Source organism: Variovorax sp. WDL1 (assembly GCF_001541225.1).
Lineage (GTDB): Bacteria > Pseudomonadota > Gammaproteobacteria > Burkholderiales > Burkholderiaceae_C > Variovorax.
In genome coordinates this window covers 48350-65910 of the sequence record NZ_LMTS01000248.1, presented here as the reverse complement: position 1 = coordinate 65910, position 17561 = coordinate 48350, and the positions used below count along the sequence as shown (strand labels likewise).

The 17561-nt window shown below is 66.3% G+C and carries 16 protein-coding genes; 13 read left to right on the top strand and 3 right to left on the bottom strand.

The window, feature by feature from the left end:
* The 9 genes from APY03_RS44840 to APY03_RS31105 all read left to right on the top strand — a co-directional run.
* A partial coding sequence (locus tag APY03_RS44840) for a YhdP family phospholipid transporter (RefSeq protein ID WP_332307401.1) occupies positions 1-681 on the top strand: 681 nt, incomplete at its 5' end.
* Between the two features lie 238 nt (positions 682-919).
* The gene (locus APY03_RS31140; RefSeq protein WP_068683229.1) at positions 920-2131 is read left to right on the top strand and encodes an MFS transporter; all 1212 of its coding nucleotides are present in this window, start codon (positions 920-922) and stop codon (positions 2129-2131) included.
* Positions 2121-3908: an IucA/IucC family protein gene (locus APY03_RS31135; RefSeq protein WP_068683227.1), complete on the top strand. Its 1788-nt coding sequence runs from the start codon at positions 2121-2123 to the stop codon at positions 3906-3908. Before APY03_RS31140 ends, APY03_RS31135 begins: the two co-directional genes overlap by 11 nt.
* Positions 3905-4936 (top strand): GNAT family N-acetyltransferase, encoded by a 1032-nt coding sequence (locus APY03_RS31130; protein WP_083944674.1) that lies wholly within the window; start codon positions 3905-3907, stop codon positions 4934-4936. Before APY03_RS31135 ends, APY03_RS31130 begins: the two co-directional genes overlap by 4 nt.
* A complete protein-coding gene (locus tag APY03_RS31125; RefSeq protein WP_068683223.1) occupies positions 4933-6702 on the top strand; it encodes an IucA/IucC family protein in 1770 nt (589 codons plus the stop codon). Before APY03_RS31130 ends, APY03_RS31125 begins: the two co-directional genes overlap by 4 nt.
* The gene (locus tag APY03_RS31120) at positions 6686-7951 is read left to right on the top strand and encodes a lysine N(6)-hydroxylase/L-ornithine N(5)-oxygenase family protein (RefSeq protein ID WP_068683221.1); all 1266 of its coding nucleotides are present in this window, start codon (positions 6686-6688) and stop codon (positions 7949-7951) included. Before APY03_RS31125 ends, APY03_RS31120 begins: the two co-directional genes overlap by 17 nt.
* 114 nt (positions 7952-8065) lie before the next feature.
* Positions 8066-8881 (top strand): carbon-nitrogen hydrolase family protein, encoded by an 816-nt coding sequence (locus APY03_RS31115; RefSeq protein ID WP_068683219.1) that lies wholly within the window; start codon positions 8066-8068, stop codon positions 8879-8881.
* A 68-nt stretch (positions 8882-8949) separates the two neighbouring features.
* Entirely contained in the window at positions 8950-10959 is a 2010-nt protein-coding gene (locus APY03_RS31110) for a two-component system sensor histidine kinase NtrB (RefSeq protein WP_443082858.1), read from the top strand.
* Positions 10960-10987: 28 nt separating this feature from the next.
* Positions 10988-11614, top strand: a complete 627-nt coding sequence (locus APY03_RS31105) for a response regulator transcription factor (RefSeq protein ID WP_068683217.1) — start codon at positions 10988-10990, stop codon at positions 11612-11614.
* 6 nt (positions 11615-11620) lie between these two features.
* On the opposite strand, the gene APY03_RS31100 is transcribed toward APY03_RS31105, so the two are convergent.
* Positions 11621-12274, bottom strand: a complete 654-nt coding sequence (locus APY03_RS31100; protein ID WP_068683215.1) for an OmpA family protein — start codon at positions 12272-12274, stop codon at positions 11621-11623.
* A 36-nt stretch (positions 12275-12310) separates the two neighbouring features.
* On the bottom strand, positions 12311-12472 hold the full coding sequence (locus tag APY03_RS42840) for a hypothetical protein (protein WP_174262775.1): 162 nt from the start codon (positions 12470-12472) through the stop codon (positions 12311-12313).
* Here APY03_RS42840 and mltA point away from each other — a divergent pair.
* From mltA to APY03_RS31080, 4 genes are all read left to right on the top strand, one after another.
* On the top strand, positions 12471-13616 hold the full coding sequence (gene mltA, locus APY03_RS31095) for a murein transglycosylase A (protein ID WP_068683213.1): 1146 nt from the start codon (positions 12471-12473) through the stop codon (positions 13614-13616). The two genes, APY03_RS42840 and mltA, sit on opposite strands and share 2 nt — an antisense overlap.
* Positions 13617-13698: 82 nt before the next feature.
* The gene (locus tag APY03_RS31090) at positions 13699-14073 is read left to right on the top strand and encodes a DMT family transporter (protein ID WP_068683211.1); all 375 of its coding nucleotides are present in this window, start codon (positions 13699-13701) and stop codon (positions 14071-14073) included.
* Positions 14074-14077: 4 nt separating this feature from the next.
* A complete protein-coding gene (locus APY03_RS31085; protein WP_068683209.1) occupies positions 14078-15493 on the top strand; it encodes a UbiA family prenyltransferase in 1416 nt (471 codons plus the stop codon).
* The gene (locus APY03_RS31080; protein WP_068683207.1) at positions 15493-16704 is read left to right on the top strand and encodes a hypothetical protein; all 1212 of its coding nucleotides are present in this window, start codon (positions 15493-15495) and stop codon (positions 16702-16704) included. Before APY03_RS31085 ends, APY03_RS31080 begins: the two co-directional genes overlap by 1 nt.
* A 128-nt stretch (positions 16705-16832) precedes the next feature.
* Here APY03_RS31080 and APY03_RS31075 read toward each other — a convergent pair whose 3' ends face one another.
* The gene (locus APY03_RS31075) at positions 16833-17306 is read right to left on the bottom strand and encodes an Lrp/AsnC family transcriptional regulator (RefSeq protein WP_068683205.1); all 474 of its coding nucleotides are present in this window, start codon (positions 17304-17306) and stop codon (positions 16833-16835) included.
* Positions 17307-17561 lie beyond the last annotated feature (255 nt).

Below are 17561 nucleotides of genomic sequence, written 5' to 3'. Positions count from 1 at the left end.
GGGGGGGGGGAGCCGCGCCGCACCACCATGGACTTCAAGCTCGACATCGCCGACGCCGGCGGACTGCTCGGGCGCTTCGGCATGAAGGACGTGATCCGCGCCGGCCGCGGCCGGCTCGAGGGCGAGGTGCACTGGAGCGGCTCGCCCTTCTCGCTCGACTATCCCAGCCTGGGGGGCCAGCTGAAGATCGACGTCGAGTCCGGCCAGTTCCTCAAGGCCGAGCCGGGCATCGCCAAGCTGCTCGGCGTGCTGAGCCTGCAGGCCCTGCCGCGGCGCCTCACGCTCGATTTCCGCGACGTGTTCAGCCAGGGCTTCAGCTTCGACTTCGTGCGTGGCGACGCCCGCATCGAGCAGGGCGTGGCCAGCACCAACAACCTGCAGATGAAGGGCGTCAACGCCGCGGTGCTGATGGACGGCTCGGCCGACATCGCCCGCGAGACGCAGAGCCTGAAGGTGGTCGTGGTGCCCGAGATCAACGCCGGCACCGCCGCGCTGGTCGCGACCGCGATCAATCCGGCAATCGGGCTGGGCACCTTCCTGGCTCAAATGATCCTGAGCCGGCCGCTCATCGCCGCGGCTACGCAGGAGTTCCAGATCGACGGCACCTGGGCCGATCCCAAGATCACCAAGATCCCCCGCCGGCTGTTGCCGGGCGCTGCGGGCGCGCCCGCCATACGCTGACACACGGCGAGCGGCAAGCCAGTAGGTCCCGACCGCCGTGGTCGAAGGACAAAGTGGCCGACTTAGTACTTAGAAAGCACATTTGCCGCAGCGCTGATGAGCATCAACCAGATGCTGCGTCCAGAGCGTGGATTTGTCGACGGACTTGTCTTTCGATATCAAGGCGATCTGCAAATCGCGCATCCATGTGCGGCTATCGTGAAGCGTAACGAGTACCAGCAGAATTGCAGAACGGTCTATGGGAAGCCTTAAACCGCAGTGGATCAGCTACGCAAGCACCGGCATCTTCGCGACATCGCAAGCTTCGCTTTTCGTACTCTACCCTTACCTCGCGGAGTGCATGAGGCTGGAGCTCTCAACGGTTGTCGCCTGCTTCTCGGCAGGGTCGTTCCTCTTCCTGATCGGTGGTCCCGCGTGGTCGTGGATCTCGCTCAGGTACGGCGCCGGGTTCGCCCTTCGCTCGGGTCTTGTCGGCTTGACCTTGTCATTGGTCTTGCTTCTGATTCCGATCACTACCGAAGCAGGCAGCGCAGGACTGAATCTCGCCCTCCTGATCTTGAGCCGGGCAATCTACGGACTCGCCGCGAGCGGCATTCCTTCGGTGACGCAAGCAATCCTCGCGAACCATTCTGAAAGGGAAAGTCGCGTTCGAGTCCTGGCGACACAGGCCATGGTTCAGAACGGAGGCCGCCTGCTCGGTCCGGTGTTGGCGATCCTGCTCGTCACTCATAGCCCTCAACTGCTCTTCATCATCCCGGCGGCCCTTTCCCTCGCACTTGCCGGGCTTCCTTATGCACGCCTCAGCCCAACGACCACCGCGACAGACGAATACTTGACGCAAGGTCCAGTGTCCTCAAGCACCCCGTGGCGAGAAATTCTGACTCTTGGACTCATCACGACCGCCATGCTTGGCATCCTGCAGTCGAATCTCGCGGGATATCTGCAGGCCTCCTGGAAACTCAGTGCGACGGAGGCCGCGTCGCTCATGGCTCGCCTGATGATTCTCGGAAGCCTTTCGATGATGGGCGCGCAGCTTGTTCTCTACCAACGAAAGCATCAAGGACGCAAGGCTCTCGCAGGCGGAGCGTGGCTGATCGCAATCGGCTTCCTATGCCTGCTCAACACCGATCAGATAAGCCTCGTCTATGTGGCTGTCTTCCTTGTTTCGCTCGGGGTGGCATGGCTGACTCCGAGTTACACGGCGATTCTCAGCCTCGCCACGGACCGGCAGGAAGCGGCGGCTGGCGCACTCGCCGTCGTTCACAAGATCGGCTATGCCTCGGGCGGCCTGGTGACCGCTGCGGCCTTGTACTTCAACCCCGACCTGCCTTTCGTTATCGCGGCTGCGCTGGCCTTCGCGGCAATTGCTCTCGTGCAGCTCGCCCTCAGGGCTGCATTGCGTCATTCATCATCCAATCCACTCGAAGGCGGGAGTTCGCATGCAGGCTGAGTCTTTCGACATCCCGTCCATCACGCCCGCTGAAGAGGTGTCCATCACCGCCTTCCTGAATTCCTACGCCCGCGAGTGGGACGAATGGACGATATCCGATCTGCCGGAATCCATGGCGCTCGCAAGCGCCTGTCGCGAGGGAATGGTCGTGACGGACGCCAGCATCGAGCTCTGGGCGCCGTTGCGCCATCGGTCGGTGCTGGGTCGCCACAGCTTCGGCGCCCCGCTGTTTCGCATACAGAAAGCAAACGGGGCGGCAAGCGCAATCGATTTTGCAGAGTTCGTTCAGTCGGCGCTTGCGATGCCCCATCTGCAGCGCCAAAGCACCAGCGAAGGCCGGAAGAACTTTGCTGAGCGAATCGACGAAAGCCGGCGCTACATAGAGGACGTGTATGCGTCGCGCGGCCACGAGCTCGCCGAACAAGCCCGACGCTCGATGACCTTCATCGAAGGCGAGCAGTTCCTGGTTCATGGCCACTCCTTTCATCCCACCCCGAAAAGCCGCGATGCCCTGAGCGCCAGCCACAACAGACGCTACTGCCCGGAATTCGGGGCAAGATTCTCGTTGCACTGGTTCGCCGTGGATTCCCGATATGTTCATTCGCGATCCGCCCGTGCTTTCGAGCAGGACTGGGTCAAGGCCTTGTTCGACAGCGATCCCACTCCCCGGATTCGGGACCTGCCGGCCGGCTACACGCGGTATCCCCTCAATCCGTGGCAAGCATCTTTCCTTCTAGGCTTGGAACGCATTCAGGCGCTCGAGCGCGATGGAGCGTTGATCGATCTCGGGACGTGGGGAGACTACTGGTACCCCACGAGCTCCGTTCGCTCGCTCTACAGGCCTTCCGCCCCCTATATGCTGAAGACATCTCTGAGCGTTCGTCTGACCAACTCGGTACGAAACCTCTTGCCGCACGAAGTCGAGCGAGGGCTGCAAGTACATGAAGTCATGGCCAGCGCCTCCGGACACGAATTTCGCACGCGCTTCCCCCATGTCACCATCGTGACGGAGCCCGCCTACTACGCGATACTGAATGAAGACGGGACGCTGCTCCCCGAGTCCATCATCGTGTGCCGGCAGAATCCGATCGACCCGGCGCGCGAATCGATCGTCCTCGCAAGCCTGACCCAGGAGAGCGGCGCTGAACCCTCGAGCCTGATCGCGAGACACCTTCGCTCGTTGTCGAAGCTTCGTTCAGTGAGCCTGCAAGCAGCAGGCCGGCTCTGGTTCGATGCCTACTGCAAAGTCGTCCTCCAGCCTCTTCTGCTTGCACATGCAGACTATGGCTTCGTCTTCGGGGCACACCAGCAAAACATTGTCATCGGCATCGAGGATCATCTGCCGGTTCATCTCTACTTTCGTGACTGCCAGGGCACTGGATACACCGAAAAGGCATTTGCCCGCCTCCAAGGAGAGGTTCCGACCCTGAACCTTGAGAACGGCAACATCCTGAGCGACGGCAAGATCGCCGTTCTTCTTGTCTACTACCTGATCATCAACTCGAGTTTCAATGCCATCAGTGCCCTGTCTACAGGCAGTGGCCTCCCGGAGGAAGAACTGCTTCGAGCGATGCGGGTCCACATGAAGAGACTTCTCGAGGAGGGAGTTGCCGAGCCCTGCTGCCTCGAACATCTGCTCGGGAATCCCGAACTCTTCCAGAAGCGCAACTTCCTCTGCGCGCTGACCGACCTGAACGAGAACACGACCGATGACCCAATCGCCCTCTATCGCGCGATTCCCAACCCCTTCCATGAGACTCAAGGACAGCAGTCATGACTCGAATGAATCCGGCCGTGGACTACCGGGCCCCGGCTTTCCCGTGGGTGATCCGAGTTGCCCGCACAGCAAAGAGCTTTCAGGTCTATGCAGACGGCGCGCTTGTAGTTGCAGGGGCTCTGCAACCGGCTGACGATGGTCTTCGCATTCAGGTCGTCGACCGGGCTTCGCAGACCCCGTCGCTGCAGGAAGTCGCAATGCTGGCTCTCGCGGAGAGCATCCTTTTCGATAACGACGGCAACAGCGCTGTTCTCATGAGCCCTGAGGACGCCCTGCCCCTCCGGAACGATCCGACAGGTCTTGCCTTGAGCCGTGACGGCGAGCGTCTGCGCGTGACGCGACATGGGCTGCTCCAGGTTCCGACGCTCTGGCACTGGCGCCCATCGATGCGGGTCGCTCCCGAGATCTGGACCGAAAGCGGCACCGTTCGCCATCCGCAGCGCCACGCTCACCCCCAGGGTCTGCTCTACAGGCGACACTTTCCTGCGGTCGGCCGCACACTCGCCTTCGAGATGTACGACGAAGCGAGGCATCTCGAAGTCTTCCATCAATGGCAGCATCAAAAGCGCGTCGCTCGCTTCTGGGAACTCGACAAGCCGAAGGAAGAGTTGGCGGCATATCTCCGCTCGGTCATGCGCAACCCCCACCACATTCCCGTCATCGCCTCACTGGACGGCGAGCTGTCGGGGTATTTCGAGGTTTATTGGACGCTCGAAGATCGGCTGGGGCCTTACTACGACGCTCAGCCCTTCGACCGTGGATTCCACTTCCTCGTGGGGAACCGCGAACACCTCGGAAATGATCTTTTCCGCACCTTCATGGAGGGCATCGCGCACTTTCTCTTCCTGGAGGATCCGCGAACACGGAGGATCATGGCAGAGCCCAGGGCCGACAACGTCGCGCTCCTCCGGTACGTGGCGCTCATCCCCTACTGGAAGAAGCGCTTCGAATTCGACTTCCCCCATAAACGGGCTGCGCTGCTGCAGGCCAATCGCGAAGACTTCTTTGCAGAGACGTCCAGGCCATGACGGTCGACCATGACGATTGGGGCTTGGTGCAGCGGCGTGTCATTGCCAAGGCGATCGCCGAGCTGGCCTATGAACAGGTCATCGAGGTGGAATCACCAGACGGAGCTTACTGGTCACTCAAGGTGGACAACGGCATCAGTTATGCCTTCGGCGCCTGGCAGACCATCTGGGACTTTTTGCGGATCGATGCCCAAAGCCTGAGGCGGATTGCGGACGACGGCGACGAGGAGCTTGACGCCGCGCGGTTCTATCGGGAGATCCGCCCAAGAACCAGGATGTCAGACATGACATTCGCCAACTTCATCGACGAACTGCAGCGCACGCTCTATGGGGATCTACTTCTCCTGCAGTCACGGAACGACTCTCCATCATTCGCCGACCTTTCTGACGATGATATGCAATCGCTGCTGGAGGGGCACCCGAAGATACTGCTCAACAAGGGCCGCGTGGGCTGGGGGAAGGAAGACTGGAGTCGCTACAGCCCGGAATCCCGGCAGCACTTTGCATTGAACTGGATCGCCGTGCGGAATGAATGTCTGACACGCGGCCTGTCCGCAGACCTGTCGTGGACGGATCTCCTGGCGAAAACGATGGGGCCTGAATCCTTGGACGGGCTGTTGTCCGCAATGGAGCGCGAACAGTTGCCTCGCAACGCCTACACGCCGATGCCGGTTCATCCCTGGCAGTGGGACAACGTAGTTGCCCTTCACCACCTGGCCGCCTCGGCGCGTCGCGACATCGTCTCGCTCGGCATTCATGGCGACCACTACCGGCCGCAAACCTCACTGCGCACGCTCAGCAATATCGGCGATCCTCGTCGCTATCAGATCAAGCTCTCGTTGTCCGTCCTGAATACGTCCTGCATCCGCGGCATCTCTGGCCAATATATCGATATCGCCCCGGCTCTGTCCGAAAAGCTTCAGACCATCTGCGAACAGGATCGCGTGCTGGTTCGGACACGTTGCCTCAGGGACCGAGCCGGCGCGTTCGTCGCACAGCCCGACTACCACGCGGTCCCCGCAGCGCCCTATCGCTTCCTTGAGACGCTCGGCGCGATCTGGCGTGAAAGTCCAGTGGATCATCTCGCCCACAACGAGCGCTGCGTCCCCGCAGCGGCCCTGCATCAAAAGGATGGCGGCCGGAGCCTGGCGTCCACACTCATCAGCCGGTCGGCGCTGCCAGCGTCTGCATGGGTCAAGTGCTATGCACAGGAGGTGATCGTTCCCCTTTACCACCTGCAGGTGAAGTATGGGATAGGTCTCGTGGCGCACGGCCAGAACATCACGCTGCGGCTGATCGATGGCGTTCCGTCCGGCATTTTTCTCAAGGATTTTCAGGGCGATCTGCGTCTCGCCCAGGACGACCGCCCCGAGCTCGATGCCTTCGCGTGCTTTGGAACGCGACTCACCCGCCTGCCGGCTCAGCACCTCATCCACGACCTGCTCACCGGGCACTTCGTGACCGTCTTGCGCTTCATGTCGGCCTGTCTGGCCGAGGACGACGCATTTCCGGAGACGGAGTTCTATCGCATCGTCGCCTGCGCGATCGATGAGTACCATGCCGCGCATCCGGAGCTGGCGCCGCGATGGTCAAAGTTGGGATTGGACATGCCGACCATTGCGCGGGTTGTCGTGAACCGCGTCCGCTTTCAGATCGGCTATGGCGACAGCGACGCACGGCCGCTGCCGACGCTCGGCACAGATCTGCAGAACCCTCTCTTTCTGAGCTACTTCGCAAGGAAGCCCTCCGATGAGCCAAGTGTTTGATCTCGTCGGGCTGGGCCTCGGCCCCTTCAACCTGAGCGTCGCCGCACTCGCCACAGGGCTGCGTTCGCTGTCCACCCTGTTCCTCGAGAAGAACCCGCGCTTTCAATGGCACGAAGAGCTGATGTTCCCGGAGGCGGACATGCAGACCACCTATCTCAAGGATCTTGTAACGCCCGTCGACCCCACGAATCCGCACAGTTTCCTGAACTACCTCGTGGCACACGGCCGCTTCTACAGCTTTCTCAACACCAACCGGCAGGTGATAACCCGCCGCGAGTTCCAGCACTACTGCCGGTGGGTCAGCGAGCAGTTGCACAACGCCGTGTTCGGCAGCGAAGTTCGCGACGTCGCATTTCACAGGGGGCTCTTCCAGATCCGCTATGGGAACGATCGCGTCGCGTCGGCCAGGAGCCTTTGCATTGGCACCGGCCATGTCCCCTACATCCCACCGGGTGCGAAGGATGCCTTGGGTCCGGACTGCTTCCATGCAAAGTCACCCGAACTCCGGCGGCTCGATCTGAGAGACAAGCGCGTGGTCGTGATCGGCGGAGGGCAGACCGGCGCTGAAATTTTCAAGCACGCTATTGACAGCTACTGGGGGCCTTGCCGAAGCCTGACTCTCGTTTCGCGTCGGATGACCCTGGAAGCGCTCGATGACAGCGCGTTTGTCAACGACTACTTCACGCCGAGCTACACCCGGAACTTCTTCGGGCTCGATCCGACCGTCAAATCCAGCGTCATCGAGCGGCAAAAGCTGGCGGGCGACGGCATCACCAGCGCCTATCTCCAGCAACTCTACAAGGCGCTCTATCTGCGAACCATTGAAGGCAATCCCATGAAGGCCGAGCTTCTTTGCGGACGGGAGCTCACGCATCTGCAGCGGCTTGGCAGCGAATTCCGCATCGATCTCGGCAACAAGCTGCGGAGTACCGCTGAAGAGATCCGTGCGGATGTCGTCATCCTGGCCACGGGGTTTCGCAGCATGTTGCCGCGCTGCCTGGGCGCCCTTGAAAGCAGTATGCAACTCGACGACGGCCAGCGGATTCAGATCAGCGAGAACTACCGCGTTGCGTGGTCGCACGATCCGGCCGCACGGATCTACGCGGTGAATTTCGGCCGCCATTCGCACGGCATCGCCGAACCGCAGATCAGCCTGATGGCGTGGCGCTCAGCGCGTATTCTGAACGACCTCCTGGAAGAAGAGCACTTTCGCGGGGTCCGCGCCGAACCGGCCTTCATCCACCACTGATCGAAGGTCGACCTTTCGGGATCGAAGCGGGTCGGCTCGCGGCCTTTCCGCGGGACCTGCACTGCTGCCAGAATCGAGCCGGAGTACGACAAGCACGCAGGAAACGGAGCTCTCATGAAAGTCGCCGCCATCCAGATGGTCTCGGCCATCGCACGCGAGGCCAACCTCGCCCGCGCCCATGCGCTGCTGGGCGAGGCCGCCGCCGGCGGCGCCGAGCTGGCCGTGCTGCCCGAGTACTTCTGCATGATGGGCGCGCGCGACACCGACAAGCTGGGCCTGCGCGAGACCGTCGGCGCCGGCACGGTGCAGGGCTTCCTGGCGGACGCCGCGCGCGAGTTCGGGCTGTGGATCGTCGGCGGCACGCTGCCGCTGGAGACCGGCGACGAGCGCAACGTGTTCAACAGCTCCCTGGCCTATTCGCCGGAGGGCGAGCGCGTGGCGCGCTACGACAAGATCCACCTCTTCTTCTATGACAACGGCCGCGAGCGCTACGACGAGCGCCGCGTGATCGCGCCCGGCGCCGAGCCGGTGTGTTTCGACCTGCCCTCGCGCGACGGCCATCGCTGGCGCATCGGCATGAGCGTGTGCTACGACCTGCGCTTTCCCGAGCTCTACCGCGCGCTCGCGCGCCAGGGCGCCGAGCTGCTGCTGGTGCCGAGCGCCTTCACCCACACCACCGGCTCGGCGCACTGGGAGGTGCTCCTGCGCGCACGCGCCATCGAGAACCTCTGCTGGGTCGTCGCCCCGGCGCAGGGCGGGACGCACGAGAACGGGCGCCGGACCTGGGGCCAGTCGATGGTGGTGGACCCCTGGGGTGCGGTGGTCGCGCAGCGCGCGGCCGAGGAGGGCGTGGTGAGCTTCGAACTCGACGCCCGACAGGTCGAGCACGCGCGCACGCAGCTGCCGGCACTCTCGCATCGGGTGCTCTGAAGAAGGTGTCCTCCACCACGCTGCCCATCGCAAGAACGGTCCGGGGGGCCTTCTCCGGCCTGCGTTCGCTGCGCTCGCTGCATTCGCTGTGGCAGCGCTGGTTCCTGTGGGTGATCCTCGCGGTGCTGGTCGTCGCGTTGCTGGCCACCGTGGTGTGGCTGGCCGGCCGGCACGAGGTCGAGCAGGTGCAGACCGCCCTCGACCGCGACACCGCCGATGCCGTGTCCGACCTGCGCAGCGGCCTGCAGCGCAATGCCCAGAGCCTGCGCGCCTCGCAGGTCAACGGCATGGACCGCGCGCATTGGCCCACGGAGGCCGCGGCGCTGCTGCGCGAGCATCGCGAATGGCTGCGCCTCGAATGGCGCGATGCTGCGCTGCGCCCGCTGGCGGCTGTGGATACGCCCTATCGCCGGCGCGTGTTCGACGACGTGAACCGTGGCCCCGACCAGTCCGACGTCGCGCTGGCCTGCGCCGCCGCGCGCAAGGCGGGAGCGCCGGCCTACTCGCCCAGCCACTACGTGCCCTTCGTGCCCAGCGGCGGCCTCGAGGTGATGGAGCTGTGCCTGCCGGTCGATGGCGGCGGCTACCTGGTGGCCACCTATTCGCTGCGCGACACGCTGATCGAGCTGGTCGCGCCCACGCTCACGCGCGGGCAGGAAGTCGCCTTCACCGAGCCGGACGGAACGCGCCTGGTGGCCGTTGGCGCGGCGCGCCGCGTCGGCACGCGCGTCTTCACCGCGCAGCAACTCGTCGACCTGCCCGGCAACGCGCTGATGCTGCGCGTGGACGGCTGGCGCGCCGCGCCGGACCTCTTTCCCAACCTGCTGACCGGCCTGGTCACGGCGATCTCGATCGCGCTGGTCTCGGTGCTGGTGCTCCTGGCGCGCGACACGCGTCGTCGGCTGCGCGCCGAGCACGACCTGGCCGATGCGCTGGCCTTCCGCAAGGCCATGGAAGACTCGGTCATCACCGGCCTGCGCGCGCGCGACCTGCAGGGCCGCATCACCTACGTGAATCCCGCCTTCTGCGAGATGGTGGGCTTCAGCGCCGAGGAACTGATGCACCACGCCAGCGACATGCCCTACTGGCCCACCGAGCTGGCGCAGGAATACCGGCAGCGCCAGGCCCTTCGCATGGCCGGCGGCGTGCCGCCGCGCGAGGGCTTCGAGTCGGTCTTCATGCACAAGGACGGCAGGCGCTTCCCGGTGCTGATCTTCGAGGCGCCGCTGATCAACGCGCAAGGCGCCCAGACCGGCTGGATGAGCGCCTTCATCGACGTCAGCGAGCAGCGGCGCATCGAGGAGCTCTCGCGCGCCAGCCAGGAGCGGCTGCAGGCCAGCGCGCGACTCGCAACCGTGGGCGAGATGGCCTCGCTGCTGAGCCACGAGCTCACCCAGCCGCTGGCCGCGATCGCCAGCTATGCGAGCGGATCGCTCAACCTGCTGCGCAGCGCCGGCGCGTCCTCCGGCGGCGATCACGGCGAGGTCGCGATGGCCGTGCGCCGCATCGCCGAGCAGGCCGATCGTGCCGGCCAGGTGATCCGCAGCGTGCATGACTTCGTGCGCCGGCGCGATCGCATACGCGAGCCCGTCGCGCCCCAGGCCCTTATCGATGCCGTGCTGCCGCTGGTGCGCCTGCAGGCGCGCAAGCTCGCAGTGCGGATCGAGGTGCACTACGAGGAGCGCCTGCCGCGCGTGCTGTGCGACCGCACGCTGGTCGAGCAGGTGCTGCTGAACCTGGCGCGCAACGCGATGCAGGCGATGGACCTGCCCGAGCTGAGCGATCGCGTGCTGCACCTGCGCGTCGCGCGCGCCCGTGCCGTCGGCGAAAGCGGCGACACCCCCGACAAGGCCGACGGGCGCCGCTGGGTCGAATTCTCGGTGGCCGATCGCGGCGCCGGCATCAGCGCGGAAGTCGCGGCGCGGCTCTTCACGCCCTTCTTCACCACCCGGCCCGATGGCATGGGCCTGGGCCTGAGCCTGTGCCGCACGGTGGTCGAGCAGCACGGCGGCGCGCTGGCCTTCGAGCCGCAACGGCCGCGCGGCACCGTGTTCCGGTTCACGCTGCCGGCGGCCTGACCTTCTCCCGTATCTCCATTCTTCCCCGATGCAACCCTTGATCGATGCCCTGATCTTCATCGTTGACGACGACGCCAGTGTGCGCGAGGCGCTGGCCTGGCTGCTGCGCTCGCGGCGGCTGGTGAGCGAGCAGTACGCGAGCGCCGAGGACTTCGAGCTGCGCCTGGCCGAGGGCCCACTGGCCGATCAGCCGCACTGCCTGCTGCTGGACGTGCGCATGCCCGGCATGAGCGGGCTCGCGCTGTTCGACCGCCTGGCGGAGCGCGGCCTGCTGGAGGTGATGCCGGTGATCTTCCTGACCGGCCATGCCGACGTGCCCACCGCGGTCGACGCGGTGAAGCGCGGCGCCTTCGATTTCTGCGAGAAGCCGTTTTCCGACAACGCACTGGTCGACCGCATCGAGCATGCGCTCGGCGGCTCGCTGCGCGCCGTGGAAGCGCAGCGCGCGCGCCGGCTGCTGATGCGCCGCGTCGAGGAGCTGACCGAGCGCGAGCGCGATGTGATGCGCCGCGTGGTCGAGGGCCTGCCCAACAAGCTGATCGCCGACCAGCTCTCGATCAGCGTGCGGACGGTGGAGGTGCACCGGGCGCGGGTGTTCGAGAAGATGGAGGTGAAGTCGGCCGTGGAGCTGGCCAACCTCCTGCGTCCGCTCTAGCCGACCTCAGCCCTGCGGCCGCTCGCCCACGTAGATCTCCACGCGCCGGTTCTGCGCCCGCCCCGCATCGCTGCCGTTGTCCGCGATCGGCTCGCGCGAGCCGCGGCCCTCGATGCGGAAGGCCTGCTGGGGCACGCCGCGCGCGATCAGATAGTCACGCGTGCTCGCCGCCCGCTCCACCGACAGCGGGTTGTTGATGGCGTCGGTGCCGGTGCTGTCGGTGTGGCCGATGATGCGCACCTCGGCATTCGGGTTGTTGCGCAGGCCGTTGGCGAACTGGTTGAGGATCGGCACGAAGTTGGGCTTGATCGTGGAGCGGCCGGTGTCGAAGGAGACGTCGCTCGGGATCGCGAGCTTGAGCTCATTGTTGGGTGTTTGCGTGACCGCGATGCCGGTGCCCTGGGTGGCAGCCTGCATCTCGCGCTTCTGCGTTTCCATGCGCTGCGACCAGAGGTAGCCGCCGAGCGCGCCGGCGGCTGCACCCACGGCGGCACCGGTGCCGATGGCACGGCTGTCGCCGCCGGTTGCGGAGCCGATCACGGCGCCTCCGAGGGCGCCCACGCCGGCACCGATGCCGGTTCTGCGTTGCGTGTCGCTCATGCCGGCGCAGCCGGACAGGACGACGGCCGCGGCGGTGGTGGCGAGGACGAATTTCTTCATGTGTGCTCCTACTTTCGTTTGATCAGCAACTGGGCATTATCCGGAGCCCCCTGCCGGCGGCCCGTCGGACGGAGGCGCTTTTTCGTCTTCTTCCGCGTCGTTCAGTTCGCCACGCTTGCGACCCGAGAACATCGTCCACCACACGATCAGCACCAGCAGGATTCCGGCGCCGAGCGCTTCGAGCAAAATCAAACCCATGAAAAGAGGACTCCAGTGGTGGGTGGTCGGGCTCGCGATCGTAGCAACGCTGGCGGGCTGTTCCGTCGGCACCCTGCAACCCGAGGCACCCGTCGCGACGGCGCCCTCGAGCGCGCCGCCCGCGCGCGAGCTGGGCCCCCTGACCGGCTCGCTCAACCATCCGAAGAGCCGCTGGGTGCCGGTGCCCTGGTCCGAGCTGCCCGGCTTCGAGGACGATGCGCTGCACGAAGGCTGGAGCGCGATGATCGCCAACTGCGCCCGCCCGAACGCCGCCTTCGCGCCGCTGTGCCGCGAGGTGCGCCAGCTGGCGCTGGCCGAGACCGAGGAGCAGCGCCAGTGGCTGCGCGAGCGCCTGCAGCCATACCGTGTGGAATCACCGACGGGGCCGGTCGAGGGCAAGCTCACGAGCTACTACGAGCCGGTGTTCGAGGCCTCCCGCCGCCCGACTGCGCAGCACACCGTCCCGCTCTACCAGGCCCCTGCGGGCCTCGTGGCGCGCCGCCCCTGGTTCACGCGCCAGGAGATCGACACGCTGCCGCAGGCGCAGGCGGCGCTGCGCGGGCGCGAGATCGCGTGGCTGGCCGACCCGATCGACGTGCTGATGCTGCACATCCAGGGTTCGGGCCGGCTGCGCATCACCGAGGCCGACGGCTCGCAGCGCACCGTGCGCGTGGCTTTCTCGGCGACCAACGAGCAGCCCTACCGCAGCGTGCAGCAGTGGCTGCAGAGCCAGGGCGCGACCAAGGTCAGCCTGTGGCCCGACGACACCAAGCAATGGGTGGCGCAGAACCCGCAGCGCCTGTCGCAGTTGTTGTGGAGCAATCCACGCTATGTCTTCTTCCGCGAGGAGCCGCTGGCCGACATCGACGCCGCCACCGGCCCGGTCGGCGCGCAGGGCGTGCCGCTCACGGCGGGGCGTTCGATCGCGGTCGACCGCGACAGCATTCCCTACGGCACGCCGGTGTGGCTGGCCTCGCCGGGGCCGGCCCTGCCGCTGGCCCGGCTGGTGGTGGCGCAGGACACGGGCAGCGCCATCGTGGGCGCGGTACGCGCTGATTTCTTTGCCGGCACCGGTGCCGAGGCAGGGCGCCTGGCAGCACGCGTGAATCAGCCACTGCGCCTGTGGGTGTTGTGGCCCAGATGACACGGTGAAGGGGCATGATTCCTGCGTGGAAGCCGTGGCAGCCGTTTCGGTTCGCCAGCCAGACAGACATGCAGGGAGCGTCATGAACCTTCACACCTTCTCGATCATCTTCGCCGGCGTCCTGCTCAACTCGGCCGCGCAGCTGATGCTCAAGGCGGGTGCGCGCACGCTGGGCACCGTCGCGATGGGCAGCAGCGCCTCGCTGACGGCCGCTGCATGGAGCGCGGCCACGCAGCCCTGGATCGTGCTGGGGCTGGTCTGCTACTTCATCAGCGCCGGGCTGTGGATCCTCGCGTTGACGCGGGTGGACGTGACCGTCGCCTATCCCATGCTGTCCATGGGCTACGTCATCGCGGCCCTGCTCGCATGGCAGCTCTTCGGCGAATCGCTGAACGCCACGCGCATTCTCGGCATCGCCATCATCCTGGTCGGAGTCGTCGTACTGAGCAGGGGATGACGCCATGCGCCCGCTCTACGTGGACCTGGACGGCACATTGATCGCCACCGATTCGCTTCACGAATCCCTGCTGCAACTGGTGCGCGCCTCCCCGGCGTCTCTGCTCTCGCTTCCGCTGTGGCTGCTGCGCGGCAAGGCCGCTTTCAAGCAGGAGGTCGCGCAGCGCACCGCCATCGACGTGCAGACACTGCCTTACAGGCCGCAGGTGCTCGAACTGGTGCGCAGCGCCCGCGCCGCCGGCCGGCGCACCGTGCTGGCCACCGCCAGCGACGGCCGGCTGGCGCGCGCGGTGGCCTCGCACCTGGGGCTGTTCGACGCAGTGCTCGCCTCGGACGGCGAGCACAACCTGCGCGGCGAGGGCAAGCGCGCGGCCATCGAGGCCGATGCCGCCGGCCGGGGTTTCAGCTACGCCGGCAACGGTCATGTGGACCTCGCGGTCTGGCGCGGGGCCGAGGCCGCGGTGGTGGTCAGCCGCTCGGAGCCGCTGGCGCGCCGGGCGGCCGGGCTGACGACGCTCGAGGCGCATATCGTCCCGCCGCGCACCCCGCTCAAGCGTTACCTGTACGGCGTGCGGCTGCACCAGTGGCTCAAGAACGTACTGATCTTCCTGCCGCTGATGCCGGTGCTGCACGAGCTCACGCGGCCGATCCTGCTGCATGCGGCGCTGGCCTTCGTGGCCTTCGGGCTGATGGCTTCGGGCATCTACGTGCTCAACGACCTGCTCGACCTGGAATCGGACCGCCGGCATCACCGCAAGCGCCTGCGGCCCTTCGCCGCGGGCGAGATCACGGCACGCGAAGGCGTGGCCATGGCGGCGCTGCTGTGCACCGCCTCGCTGGTGCTGGCGCTGGCGCTGCTTCCTGCGGCGTTCGTGGGCGTGCTGCTGCTCTACATGGCCTTGACCAGCGCCTATTCGCTGTTCCTCAAGCGCCGCGCGGTGGTCGACGTGTTCGCGCTGGCCGGCCTCTACACGATTCGCGTGGCGGCCGGGACGGCGGCGACGGGGCTGCCGCTGTCCTTCTGGATCCTGTCGTTCTCGATGTTCATCTTCCTGAGCCTGGCGCTGGCCAAGCGCTACGTCGAGCTGACCGGCCCGCCGCCCGAGGTGCAGCGCATGAAGCGCGATCGCGGCTACCAGCCCGGGGACGCGACCTTCGTGCTGTGTACCGGCGTCGCTGCCGGCCAGATGTCGGTGCTGCTGCTCGGCCTCTACCTGCACGACGAGGAAACGGTCATGCGCTACGGGAACCCCGAATACCTGTGGATTCTGATCCCGCTGTTCCTGTTCTGGACCCTGCGCGTGTGGCTCAAGGCGATCCGCGGCGCACTGCACGACGACCCCGTGGTCTTCGCCGCGCGCGACTGGGTCAGCCGCCTTGCGGTGGGCATCGCCGCCCTGGCGCTGTGGGTGGCGGACTAGTGCCGAGACGCGCGCTGGCCTGGGATGCGCTCATCGCCGCGGCGCTGGCGCTCGCGGCCCTGCTGCTGCTGACGACGCTCGCCGGCCAGCTGCCGCCCGCGCTCTTCGTGCGCGAGAGCGGCCTCGACGCCTGGTTCCAGTCCGACATCCCGCGCGTGCTGGCCAACATGGTGGACGCGCAGAGCAACCACTACCGCACCAAGGTCCACCCGATCGCCTCGATCCTCATCCATCCGGTGGTGACGGGCCTGCGCGCGCTGTGGCCCGGCAGCGACCTGCAGGCGGCGATGCGCTTCGTCTACCTGGTGGCCGCCCTGTGGGTGCTGTCGTTCTATGCGCTGTGCCGCGTGATTGGCAGCGGGCGCGTCGCGGCGGCCTGCTTCTCGCTGCTGGCCATCGGCAGTGCCGCCTTCCAGTTCTGGTTCTCGGTGCCGGAGACCTACGGGTTCGGATCGCTGACCCTGCTCTGGGTGCTGCTGGTCGCGGCGGTCGCGGTGCACCGGCCCGTGGGCGACCGGCTGCTGCTGGCCGCCAGCATCGCCAGCCTCTCGATCACGGTGACCAACTGGGTGGCAGGGCTGGCGCTGGCGGTGGTGCAGCGGCCTTGGCGGCGCGCGCTCGCGATCAGCGCCGCAGCCTTCGCGATCGTCGCCGCCATCGCGGTGGCGCAGCGCTTTCTCTACCGCCTCGCCAAGTTCTTCTTTCTCGGCAGCCGCGAGGAGGCGGACTATGTGAACCTGGAGCGCTCCGGCACGGTGCTGAACAAGCTGGCCGCGATGTTCTGGCATCCGCTCAGCCTGCCCGAGGTGCTGAGCGTGCCCTCCGTCCCGCCGGCGCTCGACTGGGTCACCGTGCAGCTGAGCGCACCGGCCTCGGGCGGCTGGGCCGGTGTTTCCGCGCTCGTCCTGTGGAGCCTGCTGCTCGCGGCCGGCGTCGTCGGGCTGCTGCGCGCGGCGCGCTGGCGCCGCTTCGCCGCGGTGCTCGGGATCACGCTGGGCGCGCAGGTGCTGCTGCACCTGGTCTATGGCGACGAGACCTTCCTGTACGCCGCGCATTTCCTGCCGCTGCTGATGGCGGTCGCGGTGTTCGCCACGCACGCCCTGCCGCCTGCGCTGGCAGCGGCGATGGCGCTGGCGGCGGCAGGTCTCGCGGCCTTCCACAACGCGGCCATGTACGAGGCCGCGACTCGGCTGCTGCAGCACGCGCGCTGAGCGGCGCGCGCGGCTTCGCAATGGGGCGCACAGCCGGGCACGGGTCGCGCGACCGGCTTCCTGGCGTCACAGGGTCCGTGCTCGCCACGGTCGTGATCACCAGACGACACGGAATCGTCGGACTGCGATCAGGACGGCGCCGCCGGCAACGGCAGCGCCGTCTTGTAGCGCACCTGCTTGAGCGCAAAGCTCGAGCGGATCTTCTCGATGCCTGCAATGGGGGTCAGCTGCTCGAGGATGAACTTCTCGAGCGCCGCGATGTCGGCCACGGCGACGCGGATCAGGTAGTCGCTGTCGCCGGTCATCAGGTAGCACTCCATCACCTCGTCATGCTCGGCGATGCGCTGCTCGAAGTCGGCCAGCGACTGCTTGCTCTGCGTGCGCAGGCTGATCGAGATGAACACATTGAGCCCGAGGCCCAGCGCCGCCGCGCTGGCCAGCGCCACGTAGCGCTGGATCACCCCCGCCGCCTCCAGCGCCTTCACACGCGCCAGGCACGGCGAGGGCGACAGGTGCACACGGCGCGCGAGTTCCACGTTGGACAGCGCGCCGTCGCGCTGCAGTTCGTCGAGGATGCGCAGGTCGATCGCGTCAAGCTGCATGAAATGCCTTGAAATCTCAAAACACCGGCATCTTATGCCGCGACAAGGGCATGGACGCTGCCTGAACGGCAGCTCATTCCACGCTTCGCGGCCTAAAGTGCGGTTCATGAATGCCCCGATTTCCTCCGACCAGCTGCGTGCGCTACTCGACACGCCCCTGAACGACCCCGACCCGGCCGAAACAACGGAATGGCGCGAAGCCTTCGCCGCGCTGGCCGAGACGCACGGGCCCGAGCGGGCGCGCTGGATGCTGGA

Coding starts and splice junctions, on each gene's coding strand:
- APY03_RS31140 (WP_068683229.1), top strand. CDS start 920: ATGGGAAGCCTTAAACCGCAGTGGATCAGCTACGCAAGCACCGGCATC.
- APY03_RS31135 (WP_068683227.1), top strand. CDS start 2,121: ATGCAGGCTGAGTCTTTCGACATCCCGTCCATCACGCCCGCTGAAGAG.
- APY03_RS31130 (WP_083944674.1), top strand. CDS start 3,905: ATGACTCGAATGAATCCGGCCGTGGACTACCGGGCCCCGGCTTTCCCG.
- APY03_RS31125 (WP_068683223.1), top strand. CDS start 4,933: ATGACGGTCGACCATGACGATTGGGGCTTGGTGCAGCGGCGTGTCATT.
- APY03_RS31120 (WP_068683221.1), top strand. CDS start 6,686: ATGAGCCAAGTGTTTGATCTCGTCGGGCTGGGCCTCGGCCCCTTCAAC.
- APY03_RS31115 (WP_068683219.1), top strand. CDS start 8,066: ATGAAAGTCGCCGCCATCCAGATGGTCTCGGCCATCGCACGCGAGGCC.
- APY03_RS31105 (WP_068683217.1), top strand. CDS start 10,988: ATGCAACCCTTGATCGATGCCCTGATCTTCATCGTTGACGACGACGCC.
- APY03_RS31100 (WP_068683215.1), bottom strand. CDS start 12,274: ATGAAGAAATTCGTCCTCGCCACCACCGCCGCGGCCGTCGTCCTGTCC.
- mltA (WP_068683213.1), top strand. CDS start 12,471: ATGAAAAGAGGACTCCAGTGGTGGGTGGTCGGGCTCGCGATCGTAGCA.
- APY03_RS42840 (WP_174262775.1), bottom strand. CDS start 12,472: ATGGGTTTGATTTTGCTCGAAGCGCTCGGCGCCGGAATCCTGCTGGTG.
- APY03_RS31090 (WP_068683211.1), top strand. CDS start 13,699: ATGAACCTTCACACCTTCTCGATCATCTTCGCCGGCGTCCTGCTCAAC.
- APY03_RS31085 (WP_068683209.1), top strand. CDS start 14,078: ATGCGCCCGCTCTACGTGGACCTGGACGGCACATTGATCGCCACCGAT.
- APY03_RS31075 (WP_068683205.1), bottom strand. CDS start 17,306: ATGCAGCTTGACGCGATCGACCTGCGCATCCTCGACGAACTGCAGCGC.